This window comes from Cedecea sp. NFIX57, from assembly GCF_900177785.1.
Taxonomy (GTDB): Bacteria; Pseudomonadota; Gammaproteobacteria; order Enterobacterales; family Enterobacteriaceae; genus Cedecea; species Cedecea neteri_C.
The window spans coordinates 224,165-243,030 of record NZ_FXAS01000004.1; the positions used below are offsets into that span (position 1 = coordinate 224,165).

22 protein-coding genes are annotated in these 18,866 nt (G+C 54.5%); 7 read left to right on the forward strand and 15 right to left on the reverse strand.

Annotation, left to right across the window (positions count from 1 at the left end; translation table 11 throughout):
• Window positions 1-56 precede the first annotated feature (56 nt).
• From B9Y90_RS04965 to B9Y90_RS05025, 12 genes are all read right to left on the reverse strand, one after another.
• Entirely contained in the window at window positions 57-824 is a 768-nt protein-coding gene (locus B9Y90_RS04965; RefSeq protein ID WP_085540413.1) for an alpha/beta fold hydrolase, read from the reverse strand.
• Window positions 825-856: 32 nt separating this feature from the next.
• Window positions 857-1,120, reverse strand: coding sequence for a YdgH/BhsA/McbA family protein (locus B9Y90_RS04970; protein ID WP_311887703.1), 264 nt, complete (start codon window positions 1,118-1,120; stop codon window positions 857-859).
• Between the two features lie 208 nt (window positions 1,121-1,328).
• Complete coding sequence (gene fdnI / locus B9Y90_RS04975; RefSeq protein ID WP_039290875.1) at window positions 1,329-1,994, reverse strand: formate dehydrogenase-N subunit gamma; 666 nt, start codon at window positions 1,992-1,994, stop codon at window positions 1,329-1,331.
• A complete protein-coding gene (fdxH, locus tag B9Y90_RS04980) occupies window positions 1,972-2,856 on the reverse strand; it encodes a formate dehydrogenase subunit beta (RefSeq protein ID WP_039290877.1) in 885 nt (294 codons plus the stop codon). The genes fdnI and fdxH overlap by 23 nt, the downstream gene beginning before the upstream one ends.
• 11 nt (window positions 2,857-2,867) lie before the next feature.
• Complete coding sequence (gene fdnG, locus B9Y90_RS04985) at window positions 2,868-5,915, reverse strand: formate dehydrogenase-N subunit alpha (protein ID WP_139827344.1); 3,048 nt, start codon at window positions 5,913-5,915, stop codon at window positions 2,868-2,870.
• 234 nt (window positions 5,916-6,149) lie between these two features.
• Window positions 6,150-6,401 (reverse strand): DUF1158 family protein, encoded by a 252-nt coding sequence (locus tag B9Y90_RS04995; protein ID WP_039290884.1) that lies wholly within the window; start codon window positions 6,399-6,401, stop codon window positions 6,150-6,152.
• Window positions 6,402-6,510: 109 nt separating this feature from the next.
• The gene (locus tag B9Y90_RS05000) at window positions 6,511-7,233 is read right to left on the reverse strand and encodes a dienelactone hydrolase family protein (protein WP_085540416.1); all 723 of its coding nucleotides are present in this window, start codon (window positions 7,231-7,233) and stop codon (window positions 6,511-6,513) included.
• A gap of 212 nt (window positions 7,234-7,445) precedes the next feature.
• Complete coding sequence (locus tag B9Y90_RS05005; protein ID WP_085540417.1) at window positions 7,446-7,889, reverse strand: DUF1330 domain-containing protein; 444 nt, start codon at window positions 7,887-7,889, stop codon at window positions 7,446-7,448.
• An 11-nt stretch (window positions 7,890-7,900) separates the two neighbouring features.
• Window positions 7,901-8,782 (reverse strand): alpha/beta fold hydrolase, encoded by an 882-nt coding sequence (locus B9Y90_RS05010; RefSeq protein WP_085540418.1) that lies wholly within the window; start codon window positions 8,780-8,782, stop codon window positions 7,901-7,903.
• Complete coding sequence (locus tag B9Y90_RS05015) at window positions 8,766-9,107, reverse strand: GIY-YIG nuclease family protein (protein ID WP_085540419.1); 342 nt, start codon at window positions 9,105-9,107, stop codon at window positions 8,766-8,768. Before B9Y90_RS05015 ends, B9Y90_RS05010 begins: the two co-directional genes overlap by 17 nt.
• Window positions 9,104-9,685: a DUF2239 family protein gene (locus B9Y90_RS05020; protein WP_085540420.1), complete on the reverse strand. Its 582-nt coding sequence runs from the start codon at window positions 9,683-9,685 to the stop codon at window positions 9,104-9,106. The genes B9Y90_RS05015 and B9Y90_RS05020 overlap by 4 nt, the downstream gene beginning before the upstream one ends.
• Before the next feature lie 91 nt (window positions 9,686-9,776).
• Complete coding sequence (locus B9Y90_RS05025) at window positions 9,777-10,706, reverse strand: LysR substrate-binding domain-containing protein (protein ID WP_085540421.1); 930 nt, start codon at window positions 10,704-10,706, stop codon at window positions 9,777-9,779.
• Between the two features lie 179 nt (window positions 10,707-10,885).
• Here B9Y90_RS05025 and B9Y90_RS05030 point away from each other — a divergent pair, with 179 nt between their 5' ends.
• Together B9Y90_RS05030 and B9Y90_RS05035 are read left to right on the forward strand one after the other, a co-directional pair.
• Entirely contained in the window at window positions 10,886-11,491 is a 606-nt protein-coding gene (locus tag B9Y90_RS05030) for an ankyrin repeat domain-containing protein (protein ID WP_085540422.1), read from the forward strand.
• Between the two features lie 49 nt (window positions 11,492-11,540).
• Window positions 11,541-12,926, forward strand: a complete 1,386-nt coding sequence (locus B9Y90_RS05035; protein ID WP_085540423.1) for an amidohydrolase family protein — start codon at window positions 11,541-11,543, stop codon at window positions 12,924-12,926.
• A gap of 44 nt (window positions 12,927-12,970) precedes the next feature.
• Here the strand turns inward: B9Y90_RS05035 and uspG are convergent, their stop codons facing one another.
• Window positions 12,971-13,402, reverse strand: coding sequence for a universal stress protein UspG (gene uspG / locus B9Y90_RS05040; RefSeq protein WP_008455928.1), 432 nt, complete (start codon window positions 13,400-13,402; stop codon window positions 12,971-12,973).
• A gap of 210 nt (window positions 13,403-13,612) precedes the next feature.
• Between uspG and B9Y90_RS05045 the strand changes: the two genes are divergently transcribed.
• Window positions 13,613-13,963: a hypothetical protein gene (locus B9Y90_RS05045; protein WP_039290906.1), complete on the forward strand. Its 351-nt coding sequence runs from the start codon at window positions 13,613-13,615 to the stop codon at window positions 13,961-13,963.
• Window positions 13,964-14,026: 63 nt separating this feature from the next.
• On the opposite strand, the gene B9Y90_RS05050 is transcribed toward B9Y90_RS05045, so the two are convergent.
• Complete coding sequence (locus B9Y90_RS05050; RefSeq protein WP_085540424.1) at window positions 14,027-14,800, reverse strand: SDR family NAD(P)-dependent oxidoreductase; 774 nt, start codon at window positions 14,798-14,800, stop codon at window positions 14,027-14,029.
• A 164-nt stretch (window positions 14,801-14,964) separates the two neighbouring features.
• On the opposite strand from B9Y90_RS05050, the gene B9Y90_RS05055 reads away from it, so the two are divergent.
• Together B9Y90_RS05055 and B9Y90_RS05060 are read left to right on the forward strand one after the other, a co-directional pair.
• Complete coding sequence (locus B9Y90_RS05055) at window positions 14,965-15,873, forward strand: LysR substrate-binding domain-containing protein (protein WP_085540425.1); 909 nt, start codon at window positions 14,965-14,967, stop codon at window positions 15,871-15,873.
• Window positions 15,873-17,159, forward strand: a complete 1,287-nt coding sequence (locus tag B9Y90_RS05060) for a DUF445 domain-containing protein (protein WP_085540426.1) — start codon at window positions 15,873-15,875, stop codon at window positions 17,157-17,159. The genes B9Y90_RS05055 and B9Y90_RS05060 overlap by 1 nt, the downstream gene beginning before the upstream one ends.
• 31 nt (window positions 17,160-17,190) lie before the next feature.
• Here the strand turns inward: B9Y90_RS05060 and B9Y90_RS05065 are convergent, their stop codons facing one another.
• Complete coding sequence (locus tag B9Y90_RS05065; RefSeq protein ID WP_085540427.1) at window positions 17,191-17,475, reverse strand: hypothetical protein; 285 nt, start codon at window positions 17,473-17,475, stop codon at window positions 17,191-17,193.
• A 319-nt stretch (window positions 17,476-17,794) separates the two neighbouring features.
• Here B9Y90_RS05065 and B9Y90_RS05070 point away from each other — a divergent pair, with 319 nt between their 5' ends.
• The gene (locus B9Y90_RS05070) at window positions 17,795-18,136 is read left to right on the forward strand and encodes a DUF1294 domain-containing protein (protein WP_085540428.1); all 342 of its coding nucleotides are present in this window, start codon (window positions 17,795-17,797) and stop codon (window positions 18,134-18,136) included.
• A gap of 471 nt (window positions 18,137-18,607) precedes the next feature.
• Window positions 18,608-18,790 carry a hypothetical protein gene (locus tag B9Y90_RS26350; protein ID WP_139827345.1) on the forward strand — a complete coding sequence of 61 codons (183 nt, stop codon included), beginning with the start codon at window positions 18,608-18,610 and terminating at the stop codon, window positions 18,788-18,790.
• The last annotated feature ends 76 nt before the right edge of the window (window positions 18,791-18,866 follow it).

Sequence of the window (18,866 nt, forward strand, 5' to 3'; positions counted from 1 at the left end):
GTAAATAATCGGCTATTTATTGAGAGCGTTATTTCCTCCTTATTGAATGAGCAGCGTTAATTTCCCGACGTAATGTTCACGGCTTTAAATATCGTGCGGGCGACATTTTTCGGGTCGTACAGCATCGGCACATGGCTGACCGGTAGTTCGGTGACGTGGGCGTGAATTTTCTTCGCCATCGCTCGCTCCAGGTCCGGGTTGATCATCCGGTCGTTGCTGCCGACCAGGAACCAGCTTGGTTTTTGCTGCCAGGCGGCGGTGGTCACTTTCTCGGTGAAGCTTGCGGCGGAGATTGGCATCTGGGTGATGCCAATAATGTTCTGCGCTTCAGGCGTCGCATCCTGGGCAAAATCGGTGGCGACGGCCTTCGGGTCGAGGCTCAGGAAGCCGTCCGCGCCCTTGATGATTTTTGCGCTGCCGGGCGGAGCAGGGAAACTGTTAGCCAGATCTGCCGTTGACTGGCCCGGCGATGGCGCAAAGGCGTTGATATACACCAGACCTTTCACTTTCGGATCGTTACCCGCCTCGGTAATCACCGTCCCGCCCCACGAATGGCCGACCAGAATAACGTCGCCTTTAGCTCGGGCGATGGCGCGTTTAGTCGCCGCCACGTCGTCTGCCAGTGAAGTTAATGGGATCTGCGCGGTGATGATTTCGTAGTGCCGCGTTTGCAGCACGGGGATCACCTGCTCCCAACTGCCGGTGGCGTCGGCGAAGGCACCGTGCACTAATACGATGGTGTGCTGAGTTTCCGCCTGGGCGGCAAACCCGGTCATCAGGCCAGCCGCGGCCAGAGCCAGCAGCGTTTTACGCGTGGATTTCATTTCATGTTCCTGTTTTAGGGGGAGGGAATAAATCAGCGGTAAATATCAGCGCTGCCGAAGTAAGTGTTGTTGCCGCCCGCGGAGACCACTCGCCAGGCGCTGGCCCCGGCTTTTTCAGCTTTTGCAGCCAGTTTTTCATTGAGCTGGTCAAGGGACAGCGTGGTGCTCTCGCTTTCAGTGACGGTGCCAATTTTGACCAGACCCTGAGCGCTGTGGACTTCTTTGGCAGCAAAGGCAGGCGCTACAGCAGCGGCCAGGACGAGCGGGAGAATAACGTTGCGGAAAAGTTTCATCATAAGCCTCACATATCAGTCGTTGAACACGTTGCCGCCAGTAGGTGGCGGATGCGCTTATTTAACGCCTGGTTTGTATGTGGGCTGTGTCAGGGGGAAGGGGATTTGTTTTGTTGTTTAGCCGTGGGCGGTGTGGATACAAAACAACACAATTCTTTTGCGCTTCGGCGGGATAACCCCTCTCCCCGAGCGGGAAGAGGGGAACGGGCTGTTATTTCAGACCTTCTCGATTCTCTGTTTTGGCTTCTTCGGCCTCGATGGCGCGATACCAGCGCGGGTGGTGCTTCTTCGCCCAGCGGCGGCTGACCTTGCCGACGATCATGCCCTTAATTGACCCTTTCACCCAAAACGCCATGTACATATGGATCAGGATGGCGTGGATCAAAATAATGGCTGAAGCCGCGTGGATCAGCAGGCTGTAGCGAATCATCCACATTGGGAAGTAGTGCGCAAACCAGGGCCGCCAGATAATAATCCCGGTTACCAGCAGCACGAAGATCATGCTCATAATGCTCCAGAACATCATCTTCTGCCCGGCGTTGTACTTGCCCACGTCCGCGACTTTATGCTCGTTGCCTTTCAGCACCTCAACAATGCCCTTCAGCCAGGGGAGATCCTGCTTGTCGGGAATGTTGTGATGCACGAAGCGCACGAACATAAACATCAGCGCCACAAAGATAGCCACGCCAAAGAACGGGTGCAGAATGCGCCCCATCTGCGGCGTACCGAAGGTTTCCGTCAGCCATTGCAGCGTCGGGAAGAACAGGGCGATGCCGGACAGCGACACGAGGAAGAAGCAAATCACCACCGTCCAGTGGCAGGCACGGTCGATGAATTTGGTTCTGACGATCATCTTACTCATGCTTGTCCTCCTCATCTTCATCCACCTCTTCGTTCGGCCCGATCCCGACATAGTGGAAAATCAGGGCCGCGAAAGTGGCAACAAACCCGGCAGCCGAGAGCGGCTTCAGAATGCCTTTCCACAGGTTGATTGGAGTATCAATCTTCGGCTCTTTAGGCAGGTTGTGGTACAGCTCCGGCTGGTCCGCGTGGTGCAGCACGTAAACGACGTGCGTGCCGCCCACGCCCTGCGGGTTGTAAACGCCCGCATGTTCAAAGCCGCGTTTTTTCAGTTTTTCAACGCGCTGCTCTGCCATGTCCAGCATCTCTTTGCGAATACCAAAGCGAATCGCGCCTGTCGGGCAGGTTTTCACGCAGGCAGGCTCCTGGCCGACGCTGACGCGGTCAACGCACAGGGTGCATTTATACACGCGGTTATCGTCTTTGTTCAGGCGAGGGATGTTGAACGGGCAGCCCGCGATGCAGTAACCGCAGCCGATGCAGTGCTCAGACTGGAAGTCCACGATACCGTTGGCGTACTGAATAATTGCCCCGGCGGACGGGCAGGCTTTGAGGCAGCCCGGGTCTTCGCAGTGCATACAGCCGTCTTTGCGGATCAGCCATTCCAGCTTGCCGTTTTCACGGGTTTCTGAAAAACGCATTAGCGTCCAGGACTTGGCGCTCAGGTCGGCGGGGTTGTCGTATACCCCCACGCAGTGGCCAACTTCGTCGCGGATGTCGTTCCACTCCGAGCAGGCTACCTGGCAGGCCTTGCAGCCGATACAGCTTGTGACATCGATGAGCTTGGTGACTTCTTCCTTGAAGTCACGCGCCCGCGGCGGCGGGGTGAAGCTGTTGGTCGCCGAGCGTTTGATAATATCCTGAGATTGCATGGACATTGTTTCCTCCCTTACGCCTTCTCAATGTTGACCAGAAACGCCTTGTACTCCGGCGTTTGCGAGTTGGCGTCGGCTATCGACGGCGTCAGGGTGTTGGCAAGATAGCCCTTGCGTGCCACCCCTTCAAAGCCCCAGTGCAGCGGAATGCCGATGGTTTCGATTTCCTGGCCGCCCGCCCGCAGGGTTTGCAGGCGCGGCGTCACCACGGCCACGGCTTTAATAAAGCCGCGTTTGCTGCTGACTTTCACCCGGTCGCCGTGCGCAATGCCTTTCGCTTTCGCCAGCCCTTCGCTTATTTCAACGAACTGTTCCGGCTGCACGATGGCGTTCAACCGCGCGTGCTTGGTCCAGGTGTGGAAGTGCTCAGTCAGGCGATAAGTGGTGCCGACATAAGGGAACTGCTGCCTGTTACCCATGCGTTTAGCGTCCGCTTCGTACAGGCGCGCCGCCGGGTTGGAGACCACGTTCGGGTGCAGCGGGTTGGTGCCCAGCGGCGTTTCAAACGGCTCGTAGTGCTCCGGGAACGGCCCTTCGGCAAGTTTGTCGAGGGCGAACAGACGGCCCAAACCTTCCTGCTGCATGATAAATGGTCCGACGCCGCTGTCAGGGGCGGCGGTGCTGAAGTCCGGAATATCGTTCCCGACCCATTTCGTGCCGTTCCACTCAATCAGCATACGTTTGGCATCCCACGGTTTGCCCTGCAGATCCGCCGAAGCGCGGTTGTACAGCACGCGACGGTTCATCGGCCACGCCCACGCCCAACCCAGCGTGTTGCCCAGGCCTGACGGGTCGGCGTTGTCGCGGTTTGCCATCTGGTTGCCTTTGCTGGTCCAGCTCCCGGCGTAAATCCAGCAGCCGGAGGCGGTGGAGCCGTCATCCCGCAGCAGTGCGAAGGAGTCCAGCAACTGGCCCTTCTTCACCAGCAGGTTGCCGTTGGCGTCAAACAGATCTTCCAGCGCGTAGCCGTTGCTCTCTTTGGCGACCTCTTCGGACTCAGGATGATCGGGCTGCTCGTAGTGCCAGCGCATTTTCAGCAGCGGCTCAATGCCTTTGCCGCCTTCGGCCTGGTACATTTGGCGCAGCCGGTGGTAAAGCCCGGCCAGGATCTCCCCATCATTCAGTGCTTCACCCGGCGCATCCGCGCCTTTCCAGTGCCACTGCAGCCAGCGGCCTGAGTTGGCAATCGAGCCGTCTTCTTCCGCGAAGCAGGTGGACGGCAGGCGGAACACTTCGGTCTGGATTTTCGCCGGGTCAACGTCGTTCATCTCGCCGTGGTTTTGCCAGAAGTTGGAGGTTTCCGTCACCAGCGGGTCGATAACCACCATGTACTTCAGCTTGCTCAGGCTGGCGACAACCTTGTTTTTATCCGGGAATGAGGCAACGGGGTTAAAGCCCTGACACAGATAGCCGGTGACGAGGTTGCGATCCATCATGTCGAAGTACTTCAGCACATCGTAGGCCTGATCCCACTTCGGCAGCCAGTCAAAGCCCCAGCCGTTCTCTTTCTGCGCGTCGTCGCCGTAGAAAGTTTTCATCAGGCTGACGAAGAACTTCGGATAATTCCCCCAATAGTTCACCTGGCCCGGCAGCGTCGCTTTTGGCGTGTTGGCGGCGAGATAGCCATCGACCGAGGTTTGCTTGTCGGACGGTAAAGAGAGATAGCCCGGCAGGCTGGTGGACAACAGGCCGAGGTCGGTCAGGCCCTGAATGTTGGAGTGGCCACGCAGCGCATTGACGCCGCCGCCCGCCATCCCCATGTTGCCCAACAGCAGTTGGATCATCGCCATGGTGCGGATGTTCTGCGCGCCCACGGTGTGCTGAGTCCAGCCCAGTGCGTACAGGAATGTGGTGGTGCGATCGACCGCGCTGGTCGAGGCCAGCACTTCGCAGACTTTGAGGAAATCGGCCTGCGGCGTGCCGCAGATATGCTCGACCACGTCCGGCGTGTAGCGGGCAACGTGCTCTTTGAGCAGGTTCCAGACGCAGCGCGGGTCGGTTAGCGTGTCATCTCGCTTCGCAAAGCCATTTTCGTCGAACTGATAGTTCCAGGTGGTTTTATCGTACTGGCGCTTTTCTTCGTCGTAGCCGCTGAACAGGCCGTCTTCGAAGCCAAAGTCCTCGCGCACCAGCAGGGCCGCGTTGGTGTAGTGTTTGACGTACTCAGCGTTGATTTTGTTGTTGGAAATCAGGTACAGAATCACGCCCGACAGGAAGGTAATGTCGGTGCCGGAGCGGATAGGTGCATAGATATCTGCTACCGATGCCGTACGGGTGAAGCGCGGATCGACCACAATCAGCGTGGCGTCGTTGTTGTTTTTGGCTTCCATCGCCCAGCGGAAACCAACCGGGTGGGCTTCAGCGGCGTTGCCGCCCATCACCATCACCACGTTGGCGTTTTTGATATCAACCCAGTGGTTGGTCATCGCACCGCGACCAAATGTTGGAGCAAGACTTGCTACCGTTGGTCCGTGTCAGACGCGCGCCTGGTTATCTACCGCCAGCATGCCCAGCGAGCGGGCAAACTTCTGGGTTAACATGCCGGTTTCGTTGCTGGCCGCCGAGGCGCACAGCATCCCGGTGGAAAGCCAGCGGTTAACCGTCACGTCTTGTTCATTTTTCTCAATGAAGTTGGCGTCGCGATCGTCTTTCATCAGGCGGGCAATGCGGGAGAACGCCTCGTCCCAGCTGATGCGCTGCCATTTGTCTGACCCAGGCGCGCGGTATTCCGGGTAGCGCAGGCGATTATCGCTGTGAATGTAGTCGAGCAGCCCCGCGCCTTTTGGGCACAGCGCGCCGCGGTTGACCGGATGATCCGGGTCGCCTTCGATATGAAAAATGCTGGATTTGGCGTTTTTCGAGCCATCTCCGAGGCTATACATCAATAAACCACAGCCAACAGAACAGTAAGTACAGCTATTGCGCGTCTCTTTTGCACGCAGCAGCTTGTAGTTGCGCGTTTCCGCCAGCGCGGCTTTTGGGACAAAGCCCAGCACCGCCGCCGTTGTACCTGCCATTCCGCCGGCGCAGATTTTGAAAAACTTCCTGCGACTGACGTTCATCGTCACCTCATTGTTACGACGTTTTTAGTGCGGGCGAAAATAGCAGCTATAGCCATTCAGATATTGCGTGAAATCAATTCGATAAACATTGGGTAGAGGATTACCCCTTTAGTATTAGAGGTTATTTGGCGGAGATAACACCGGCGTGTGGCAGGGGAAGGGGCAAGGGGAGTAAAACAATGTTGTCAGAGGCGATGCCGTTTATCGAGGAAACGGCACGCTGCGGGCTTTGAGTCAGATGCGGGTGATCGAGAACCAACGGCGCCAGATAAAACGCAGCAGGTAATATTCAACGGTGCCCAAAGCAAGGAACCAGATGCAGAACAGGATCACGTAAAGCTGGCTGAGATCGACCAGGTGGAAAGTGTCGATAAGCTTTTGCGCCAGAGTCAGCGTTAACGCCGGGGCCGGGAGCAGCAGGCATGACAGAAAGGCCAGCAGCAAAATGCCGCCCGCGCTCAACAGCGCTTGATGTGGATGGTTCATGACGTTGTTAGCCTGAGGTTAAAAGGCTATTGTCCGGGAAAGTGTACCCGGGTGTAAACCATTTGAGAAAGGGTAAAAAAGCGGCCCCTGCGAACAGAGGCCATTATCATCAGTTAAAAACATTTTGCAGCAGGGTGTACATCTGGGTGAAAGCGCGTTTCGACACTTCCGGGTGGTATTTCGCCACGCCTTCAACATTCGCGCCTGGGTCAGTGAATGAATGTACGGCACCGGCGTAGCTCACCAGCTGCCAGTCTACCGATGCGGCGTTCATTTCGCTGACAAACTTGCTCAGCTGTTCGCGCGGCACAAGCGGATCTTCCGCGCCGTCCAGCACCAGAATCGACGCTTTGATCTCGCCTGCAGCGTGGGTTTTCAGGGTATCCAGCGTGCCGTGGAAAGAAATCGCTGCTTTGATATCCGCGCCGCTTCTTGCCAAATCAAGCGCGCAGTGCCCGCCGAAGCAGAAGCCCGCTACCGCCAGTTTGTTGCCGTCGACGGCTGCGATTTCCTGCGTAGCAAGCGTGTCCAGCGCGGCCTGCATACGGCCTACTTCCGCTGGAGTGTCTTTCACGCCCATCATCAGGGCACCGGCTTCATCGGCGTTGGTCGGGCGCTTGCCCTGGCCGTAAAGATCGGCAACCAGTACGACGTAGCCCTGAGCGGCGATCCCTTTGGCCTGTTCAACCGCTCCGGCGCTGACGCCCATCCAGTTGGGGGCAATCAGGATGCCTGGCCGCGCAGCGCTTTGATTTTCCTGGTAGACCAGCGCGCCTTCAAAGGTTTGATTCTCGACTTGATAAGTAATAGCTGTTGAAATAATTTCTGACATCAGAATTAACCCCTAAATAAATTTATTGGTCGGCAGGTGAGTGCTAATTAATTTCATATTGATAACAGATTGGCAATTAATTCAATTTACAAGCGCATGAATTGCTATTTAATTTAAAAAGCGTTTATTTGTTAGCGATAAATAATTTCTGTGAATAATTGTAATTAACCTGTTTCACGCTGACCATACCCATTTTATCTATAAGCCTTTATCTATAATAAGGAATCACGCTGTGTCATCGGCAGCAGACGAGAATCCTCCAGTGCCGCCGTGCGATGGCCAATCCCCTGGAGATAAGCCTCATTATCCACAAAGGCCAGAAAAGCTCCCGCACTGCTCTGCCGCACGAGCATGGCGCAGTCCCAGCGTTCATCCTGCGGGCCAATCAGCCAGCTGTCAGCGGCACCAAGGAAAATAATATCTCCGCCGCTTTTATGTAAAAACGGCAGCGTGTGCTGTATATAGCGCTGAAAAGCTTCCGCGCCGCTAATCGGGCTAAGAGGCATTAATTCCGGCGTGGTTGAGTAATCCGCTACTTCCCGAAAACGCAGGAGGTTGAGCATATAAACCTCCCCGGATATTTGTTTCATAACAAAATGTCGCCCGGCATGCGGGGTAGGCTGCAGGTAAGGCGTCGCGTTTGAGGACGTGACCATAATTATTCCTGTTATTTCCCGGCCGCAAAATGAGCGAGAAGCAGGGAAGCCACTTCTTCTTCCAGCGCAGGAGGAATTTCATGCCCCATGCCTTCAATGAGCTGCAATTTTGCGGCGGGGATCGTCTTTGCAATGTCCTGCCCGGCTTCTACTGGGAAGAGCGGATCTTGAGTGCCGTGGATCACTAGCGTGGACGCCGCTATTCGTTTTATCTCCTGGCGAAGATCGCCACTGGCCGCCATCGCCGCAATCTGGCGCAGCATGCCGGGCATTGAACTGGCGCGTACCAGCGAGGTTTTTAACAGCGCGGTGTAATACTCCTCGTCAAACGGGAGGTGCGTTGAGGCAATGCGCCTGAAGAACGTGAGCTGCTGCTCAAGCCAGGCGCTTTGGTGCGAATGCGGATCCGGCTTCGGCCCCATTAGCATTGCCATCACATCGGGAGCCGGAGGCGGGAGCTGAGGATTCCCTGTGCTGGACATGATGGCGCACAGAGACCGCGTTTTTTGCGGATATTGCACGGCAAACAGCTGGGCAATCATGCCGCCCATGGAACGGCCAACGATGTGCGCTGCTGAAATACCGGCGTTGTCCAGTGTGAGCGCAACGTCCGCCGCCATGTCCCGGAGCGTATAGGCGATGGGGATCCTTTGGCCCTGGGAGAGTGCCTGCAGGTCGGGCACGCCCGCGTGGTTTAACGTGGGAGACAGCCCGCAGTCGCGATTATCGACCCGTAAAACATAGAAACCTGCGTCGGCCAGCCGCTGGCAAAAACGCTGTGACCAACTGATGCTCTGGCTTCCCAGCCCCGGTAGCAGTGCTATGGCCGGGTTTTGCTTAGTACCGAATGCGTCGAAGTAGAGCGAGACCGGCAGGTTAGTAGCTGTATTCATGGGCGATCCTCAGTTTTTGCTGCCAGGCTTCCAGCAGGTTTTCCAGCGCGGCTTTAACGTTTTGCTCATCCGGTTTGACCTTTTCAAGCACGGTGAACTCAAAAGCGGGCTCGCCATACTGGTTCCAGGCCTGCTGCAGCGCCTTATTGCGGTGCTGCCCGAACTTGAGTTCAAACAGATGGCGGTTTAACACGCCCTGTGCGTTTGCGGCGCTGGCGAGCAGCTTGTGGCCAGTTTGCGTATTGGCGATCAAATAGATGCCCGCTGTTGTCGGGCTGTCTTTATAGCTCTGCTTAAGATCTTTTTTGTTTATTGTTTCAGTCATTTTTGGGACTCCTGCTTGCCAAAAGCTAACGTTGCCGCATAGCGGCGAATATCCTGCGGCCAGCCTTCCATCGCGGCATTGAAGGCCACTTCGTCATCAGCGAATAGCGCGCGCAGGCAAGTTTCGTACTCCGGCAGATCGCCCGCCACCTCGTGCATAAACTGGTAGGCGCTTTCGTGCCTGCGGCGCTTGCTGTCCGCCGGTTCGCTGGCTTTTCTGGCCTGTTCGATCAGTCGACGTAACGTTGCGGAGGCGCCGCCCGGCTGCGTGGCCAGCCACTCCCAGTGGCGCGGCAGCAGGGTGACTTCCTTCGCCGCTACGCCAAGTTTTGGTCTGCCGCGAGTTTTAACGGCTGTCGCTTCTTCGGTTGGCCCTTCGGCCAGCTCCGGGTAAGCCGCAATCGCGCTGGCTTCATCCCCTTGCACGTGGATATCCAGCCGTTTGCCGGTCTGGTCATTGAAGATAAACACCGGCTCGTTGCCGATTGGCGTGGCTTTTATTTGCTGCAGCAGTTCGCTCAGGTTGCCATGGGCAATCTGCTGCCGCTGCATAAAGGCGGTAAGAGTGACTGGGGGCATGTAGGATACCTATTTTATCCGGGTAAAAATAGTAGCCTATCGGGAGGCGCTAACGTTGTCAATTATACCCGGGTAAAATAGGTGGGAGAGGTCAGGCCTGGTGCATCAAGTCCTGATACAGCTCTGCGAGCACGCCGCCGGGGCGAAATTGCTGTTTGATCCAGCGGGTAACCTGGCCCGTCGCCGCGTGCTGCGTGGCAAGCAACATGCGGGAATGCTGGCGTGGGTTGTGGACCTGGCGGATCGTCAGCAGGCCGTTTTCTACCTCGCTACGCGCCATGTAATCCGGCAAAAAACCGATGCCGTCGCCTAGGATCTGGCACTGACATTTGGTCGGGAAGTCCGGCACCACCACGGTTTCCTGACCGTGCAGCAGCCAGCCCACTTTTTTATTAAGGGTAGAGGCCGTATCTTCCACCATGATATTCGGGTAAAGCCTGAGCTGGCTTTCAGGGATGGGTTCCTGTGCCGTGGCGAGGGGGTGATCTGGCGCGACCGCGAACGCCCAGTGAATGACGCCAATCTCCGTATAATCAATGCCACCCCCGCCCAGCAGGGCATCGGGCGCGCCGATAGCAATATTCACCTGATTGTTGAGCATCGCATCCCAGACGCCGTTGTACACCTCAGTGGTGATGGCAATCTGGCAGCCGGGGAACTGCTTTTTCAAAATATTCAGCAGTCTGGCCGTATGGTGAGGCGTGTACAGCAGATGGTTAATGCAAATCCTGACTTTCGCTTCGATGCCCTGCGAAATGGTCTCAATGCCCAGCCGGATCCCTTGAAAATCATTCAATAAGTCGCTGGCCTTGCGGTAGAGATAGATCCCGGATTCGGTCAGCTCAATGCTGCGGGTGTTGCGGATAAACAGCGGTGCATCGAGCCAGGTCTCCATACGCTTTATGGTGTAGCTGATAGCGGAGGTGGTTACACCCAGCTCTTCGGCGGCACGGCTGAAGCTGCCGTAGCGGGCGGCACAGGTAAAGGCCTGCAGGTTTTCTTCGGTAAAGATGGAGTTCATTCCGTGCTCCCTTCGATGACGCGCGATGCGGGGGAGTTTGACACATTTTGAAAAGAATTATTAAAACACATTCAACAATAGCGGCATCAGCGATGAATCTTTTTTAAGCGGATGTTTTTCCCGCCAGGGCGTTGTTATTCTCGAATTTCGGCCATAACCGCGAACGACAGGAGAACATGATGTCTGACAACGAGCTGATAACCGGGTTTTTGACGGCGGCTTTGAACGGGGACGTGTCAACGCTGAAAGCATGCCTGGCGCAGGGCGTGGATATTAACGCCAGCAACCGGCAGGGCAGAACGGCGATAACCCTTGCCAGCCTGAAGCAAAAATACGACTGCGTGGCGCTGTTGATTGACGCAGGCGCGGACGTTAATCAGCAGGATGAAACCTGTTTTAACCCCTTCCTGATTAGCTGCCTGAATAACGATCTCAAGCTGTTGCGCCTGTTGCTACCCGCTAATCCTGACCTGACTCGCTTAACGCGTTTCGGCGGGGTAGGCATTACGCCTGCCAGTGAGAAAGGCCACGTCGAGATTGTGCGCGAGCTGCTGGCGCACACCGAGATTAACGTCAACCACACCAACTTCCTCGGCTGGACACCGCTGCTTGAGGCCATCGTGCTGAACGACGGCGGCAAAAAGCAGCAGGAGATTGTCTCGCTGCTGCTGGAAAACGGTGCCAACCCGCATATGACGGATAAATACGGCAAAACGCCGCTTGAGCTCGCCGAAGAAAAAGGCTACCGCGAAATCGCTCAGCTGCTGAGAGACGCGGGCGCATAGCCGCTGTATTCCTGACAACCACCATCACACTCTGGGTAGAAAAATAATAATGACTGAGATTGAAAAAAGCCGTCGCGACTTTATCAGCGGAAGCGGCAAAGTTGCCGCCGCCTGTGCGCTGTTTGGGGCGAGCGGCACCGCAGCCTGGGCCGCTAAAACACCTACAACTGCCAGTGAGAGCAGCCGCCAAATGAATGCCATCAGCGATAAACACTATTACCTCGACAATGTGCTGCTGGAAACCGGGTTTAATTACGAAGGCGAAACCGCCGTCAGTACCCGCACCGAACTGCATACGTTAGAAATCAAAGACGGAATAATTGCGGCAGTTCGCGCCAATAAATCGCACCCTGACGGCACGCTGCATAGTTATGACGCCGGGAGTAAGCTGTTGCTGCCGGCGATGCGCGATATGCACATCCACCTGGACAAGACGTTCTATGGCGGCCCGTGGCAGGTACATAACCGCCCGGAAGGCACCACCATCATGGATATGATTGCTTACGAGCGTAAAATTCTGCCGGAGTTGCAGCCCTACACCCGAGAACGCGCCGGAAAGCTTATCGATCTTATCCAGTCCAAAGGGTCGACCATTGCCCGCAGTCACTGCAACATTGAGCCGGTTTCCGGGCTGAAAAACCTTGAGAACCTGCAGGCGGTGCTGGCAGAGAGAAAGTCAGGCCTGAACTGTGAAATCGTGGCGTTTCCGCAGCACGGTTTGCTGCTTTCAAAATCTGAACCGCTGATGCGGGAAGCGATGCAGGCGGGGGCGCACTACGTCGGTGGCCTGGACCCAACCAACGTGGATGGCGCGATGGAGAAGTCGCTCGATACCATGTTCCAGATAGCGCTTGATTACGACAAAGGCGTGGATATTCACCTGCATGAAACCAGCCCGGCGGGCGTGGCGGCGGTGAATTACATGGTGGAAATGGTTGAGAAAACCCCGCAGCTTAAAGGCAAACTTACCATCAGCCATGGCTTTGCGCTGGCCACCCTTACGCCGCAGCAGGTGGATGATATTGCCACGCGCATGGCTGCCCAGCAGATCTGCCTCGCTTCTACCGTGCCCATCGGAACTTTGCATATGCCGCTGAAGCAGCTCCAGCAAAAAGGCGTGCTGGTGATGACTGGCACCGACAGCGTGATCGATCACTGGTCGCCGTACGGGCTGGGCGACATGCTGGAAAAAGCTAACCTGTATGCGCAGCTCTACGTTCGCCCGAGCGAGCTTAGCCTGTCGCGTTCGCTGGCGATTGCCACCGGCAATGTTTTGCCGCTGGATGATAAAGGTAAACAGGTTTGGCCGAAGGCGCAGGATGAGGCGAGCTTTGTGCTGGTGGATGCATCATGCTCAGCGGAAGCGGTGGCGCGTATTTCGCCGCGTACCGCGACCTTCCATCAGGGCAATTTAGTCTGGGGAAGCGTGATGTAATGCGAGGGAAAATAGCCTGCAAAAGCAGGCTATTTATTTGCACCTTACCGAACAACAAAGACCGGGAAGCGGGCGTGACGAATAATACTGGAGGCGTTAGATCCGAGCAGATGAGTGGAAATAGACGGGTTCTTCGAGCCAACAATAATGACATCCGCATGAATGTCCTGCGCGACTTCGTTCACTTCATCCCGCACCGAGCCGTAGCGAATCTCCAGCACCACGCGTTCTTTAGGCAGTGAGAAGTGCCCGCGCAATTCTTCCATCTTTTCTTCGGCGTTTTTCTTCAGGTACTCGTCGAATTTACGGATGTCAGAGGAAAAACCGTGAGTATTAAACAGCGGGGATTTAGGCAGAACGTACAGAAGGTGGATTGTGCCCTCAGACTCTTTCGCCAGATATTCCGCATGGCGAATGGCTTTATCCGTGAGCTCCATTTCAAAAACATCCACCGGCATTAAGATGGTTTTATACATCGTTCATCTCCTTTGGGTTACGTTTGATTCATCCTGGCACTAAGTGATGGGAAAATCAGTTTAATTTTCCCGAGTTTGCGACCGCTATATTCATTTATACCGCTTAAATTAGTGACTACCAAAATGGGTACAATTATTTGTATTATATGTCGGCCTGGCAGCTTTGCTGGGCGTAAAAAAATATCAAATCAATACCGAGGATAATTCTGGATGGCTACAAAAATCCTGATGCAGAATGCCCGCACTGGTGAAACAGTTACGGGGTTCTATGGTTTTTCATGGACTACACTGTTTTTTGGCTCTTTCCCTGCGCTGTTCCGTAAGGACTTCATTACCTTCATCGGCATATTTGTTGTGCTGTTGATTTTGGGGGTCTTTACTGCAGGCATTGGCTCAATGATCGCGATGATCGTTTGGGCGTTTATGTACAACAAGTATTACACCGTTAACCTGGTTAAAAAGGGCTTTGCCTTTGCCGGTACACACACTGAAAACCAGGTTGCTGCCAGCCGACTGGGGTTAATTCTCAACGCGGATAATTGCAAAACATTTGCTCAGTAATGACCGACTTGATAGTAAAAAAGCGCCTTTGAGGCGCTTTTTCTGTTTTACCGGATGGGTGTTTTAGTTGCGACCCGCCATCACGCCACCGTCAACATCCCACAACGCGCCTGTCACCCAGGTGGTATTCTCGGACAGCAGGAAGCTAACCACTTCGGCAACGTCGCGTGGGGTGCCGACTCGGCCAATTGGGTGGAAGCTATCAAAGCTGCCCATCACGCCCGCCACATCTTCTTTAGGAATGAAGCCTTCATAAATTGGCGTATGCACCACCGCCGGTGAAACCGCATTGACGCGGATACCGTGCGAACCCAGTTCAATAGCAAGGTTCTTCGTCAGCGCATGCAAACCGGCTTTCGCCATCGAGTAGGCGGAAGAAGGCGTGGCGCCGATGGCCTGCTGCGCCCACATGGAACCGATGTTGACGATTGAGCCTTTGATTCCGGCGGTAACCATGTTTTTCACCACTTCGCGGGTAATGAAGAAGGTCGCGCGGTTGATGTTCATGTACATGTCGTAATCCGCTTCTTCGTGTTCGGTAAAGGCTTTCGGGAAGAAGACCCCGGCGGCGTTCACCAGCAGGCTGATGTCGCGGTGCTCGGCGTTAATCACGTCCATCACTTTGTGCATTCCTTCGCTGCTCATCAGGTCCGCGACGATGACGGAGACTTCACCGAGGGCAGACAGCGCCTGGCGTGCCTGTTCGGCTTTCTCCGCGCGATTCCCGACCAGTACAACTTTCCCGCCGTTTTCCAGCACCTGACGAGCACTTTCCAGACCCATACCGCTGGTGCCGCCAACAACTAAAAGTTTCTTACCTGCGAATGATGTAGACATGATGACCTCGTTTCTCTTTGCTTAAAAAGATGAAGCTGCCTGCGTGGCGCTTCGGAATGGTGACAGAATGCCAAAACCATTTGGGCCTGACGAAGCATAAGAACTTGCATATCGAGAAAGAAAAACTATCTTGTCGGTATGTCGTCCTTTGTCGAAGAGAAAAGATGAGATCGCTGAATCGCCTGAAATGGCTGCACGCCTTTGAAGCCACGGCGCGCCACGGCAGTTTTACCGGTGCGGCAGAAGAGCTGGGCGTAACACCCGCCGCCGTGGGGCAGCTTGTTCGTTCCCTGGAAGAGTGGGTCGGCCATCCGCTGTTGCACCGCACGCGCAGCGGGAAAGAAAGACTTACGCTGGTGGAGGAAGCAAAGGAGGCGCTGCAGGACATTACCGTTGGGCTGGACAGTCTGGAGCAGGGGCTGAATAAGCTGCGCGGTGCCAGAGCCCGCGCCGTGGTGGTGATTACCGCTTCTCAGGTATTGATGATGAACTGGCTGATGGAGCGCCTCAACCGCTTTTCCGAGCAGCATGACAACATTGACCTGCGCCTTAACGTCACGGAAAAACTGACCGATGTGCTGCACGGCGAGGCCGATGTCGGCATTCGCTGCGGCCCCGGTAACTGGCCAGGATTGCAGTCAACGTGGTTAATGGATGAGGAGGCGGTAATTGTTTGCAGCCCGCAGTTGCTGACCGGCGTCACCGAAGCGGACTGGCTGTCGAAACAGAAGCTTATCTACGATGACACGCCGCATCCCGGGGCGAACTTCCCGGACTGGGAAACGATTTCTCAGGACATCGGCGTACCGTTGTGCGAGCAAAATGGCCTGCACATTAACTCTACGTCGGCCGTTATTCTGGCTGCCCTAAGCGGGCGTGGTGTGGCAGTTGTGCGCAAAGCGCTGGTCCAGCAACTGATCGACCTGGGGCAACTGCGCCAGCTTTTCCCACAGCACAAATGGCCGCTGACCTGGTCCTATTTTATCGTGCGTTCAGAACGCTCCAGCCGACGCCCGGAGGTTACTCTGTTCCATGACTGGCTGGTGGCAGAGACGGGCGCTACGCTTAAGTAATGGAAAAACTCACCGAATTAAAGCGCGCCAAACGGCTGGCGCTCTCACTTTTGCTGATTGCTGCGGCAACGTTTGTCGTGACCTTATTTTTGCCACCCAGTTTCTGGGTCAGCGGCCTGAAAGCGATTTCTGAAGCGGCGATGGTCGGCGCCCTGGCGGACTGGTTTGCGGTAGTGGCGCTGTTTCGTCGGGTACCCATCCCGTTTATTGCCCGGCATACGGCCATTATCCCGCGTAATAAAGATCGTATCGGCGAGAATCTTGGCAAGTTTGTGCAGGAAAAGTTTCTGGACACCCAGTCGTTGGTTGACCTGATTCGTCGCCACGAGCCGGCGCAGATGATGGGGACCTGGTTCCGGCAGCCCGAAAATGCTCAGCTGGTAGGGCGGCACATGCTCAAGGTGATGGAAGCGTGGCTGTCTCTTACCGATGACATGCGGATTCAGGGGCTGATTCGCCGGGCGGTGCACAAGGCCATTGATAAAGTCGATCTCAGCTATTCCAGCGCGCTATTGCTGGAAAGTTTGACCAAAAATAACCGCCATCAGGCGTTGCTCGACTCGGTGATCGCGCAACTGCTGGCGCTGCTGGAAAAACCGGCCAGCCGGGAATTTATTGCCCGCCAGATCGTCCGCTGGCTGGAAACCGAGCACCCGGTTAAGGCCAGGGTGCTGCCTACCGAATGGCTGGGAGAGCAAAGCGCAGAGCTGGTATCCGACGCCGTGAATTCTCTGCTGGACGACGTGAGTCAGGACAAAACGCACCAGCTTCGCCGGGCGTTTGACCGTGCCGTACAGCGGCTTATCGATAGTCTGAAAAATGACCCGGAAATGGCCGCCAAAGCGGAAACGATCAAAAGTTATCTGAAAGAGGATGAGAAATTTAATCTCTACCTCGGCGAGCTTTGGAATGACCTGCGGGGCTGGCTAAAAACAGATATTGCCAGCGATGATTCGCGGGTGCAAAAGCGCATTGCCGAAGCGGGGCAGTGGCTCGGAGAAACGCTAACGGCCGATGCTTCGCTCCGGACGTCGCTGAATGAGCACCTTGAGCAGGCTGCCCGTCATATTGCGCCGGACTTCTCTGCGTTTCTCACCCGGCACATTAGCGACACGGTGAAAAGCTGGGATGCAAAAGACATGTCGCGGCAGATTGAACTCAACATCGGCAAAGATCTGCAGTTTATTCGCATTAACGGCACGCTGGTGGGGGGCTCGGTCGGGCTGGTGCTCTATTTGCTTTCACAGCTGCCGGGCGTGATTGAGGGCTGGGGGCTGCGGTTTTAAGGCTCAGGGCGCGAGGCCCCGTGCCGCGTGGTTAGCCCTGATGAGGCATAAGTTTTGGATCACCGGCAAAGGCGGGTTTGTTGCTGCTTAGTGCCTGTTCGTCAGCGCTTATCGAGCCGCTGTTATCCGCCCAGACGCCTTCCTGCGTTTTGCCGATGGCCTGATGCTGACCGTTAAGGTTTTGCCCCATGGCGGCAATGTGCTGGCTTTCGGTTCCACCGCTGTTGTCGGCCCAGGGAATGACGGGGTCGGCCGCTACGGCGAATAAAGGCAAGCAAATCGAGCTGGCAAGCAGCATTTTGATGGCTTTATGCATGTTATTCACCTGCTGACATTAGCGTTTTGGGTGCCCGCTCCGTTAGGAGATGGCGGTACCGATAAGTCTACTGCGGCGTGAAGTGTGAGCGGGTGGAGAAAAGTAAAAGAGCGTGTCATTTGCCACAATTGCTTACCAGCGATCTCTCTATAATCAATAAGATATAAATAAATTTAATTTACAATAAAATAATTAATCTGCTAATGATAATGACTGTAATTTATTGAGGCACCGATCTCCAGGCTGCCTGACAAGACCCATGAAATTTAATTAGATATACTTTCGTTTTATTTTCAATCGGCTATTACAGCGGTAACTTATGACGCTTAACCCTTTCTGCTATTTTCTGCTGCTGCTTACCGCGGCGGGCAGCATGTTTATGCCTTACTCATTGATCATGTGGTTTGTACTGGTGAATGTACTCACTCTGCTGGTTTACGGCGGTGACAAACTGGCTGCGATAAAAGGCTGGCAGCGTGTGCCGGAGGCAACATTGCTTCTCTTTGGGCTGACAGGCGGCTGGCCCGGGGCAATTCTGGCCCAGCAAAGTTTTCGCCATAAAACACTGAAGCAGCCGTTCAGACGCTGGTTTTTTATTACCGTGATAATAAATTTAATTGCTGTCTTTGCCGTTGTATATGAATTTTATTTACCCAGGTAATATTAAATTTGTATATCTGGTGAGATAATGCAATGAGTTTTGCTATGTGTTTTTATTTTTTCAAGTGGCTTTGTTAAACTGTTAATGTTTTTAATGAATTAATAATCTCTTGCTTAAAATTAAATTGATTTTAAGTGTGTGTGATAAATTAGATGATCAAATGTTAATGAAGCCCTGAGGGGCGCATCATTTGGCCTTAATGGTTTTAATTAAGTTCTTTTTAGGTGTGCCTGGATTCTCACTATGCTTAATTGTTGGGGCTGATTTGATAGTGATTACGTAGTGGTCTGGTCTTTAGGTTACGATGCGTTATCTGAACTTTCATGTTAAGCATGTTAAGCATGAGGTACCGGTCAATAGCAGGTGCCTTTATTACTGTTGGCAAATAACATGGTCTGTGTTCTAGATATTTATTTATAGACATTAAATAATGGAATAAACCATTGTGCCGGATAAAAGGCAGGTAGCCCTATGACTATTTTAAATCAATTTGGAATGATTAATTATACGGTGAAAAGAAAAGGGAGTTATCTTCCCGCGTTTTTATCACTTTGTTTATTTAGTCCTGTTGTGTTGGCAAATAATGTAGAAGGTGGTGCGGCAAGTAATGTCGATGTTCAGCAGTTTTCCGTCAAGCTAAATAGCTGTTCCTAATACCGCTACACTTTTGCGAGACCATGTCGGCCACCCGGGAATGGACTGGCTGTTTTCATAAAATGGCGAACCTTTT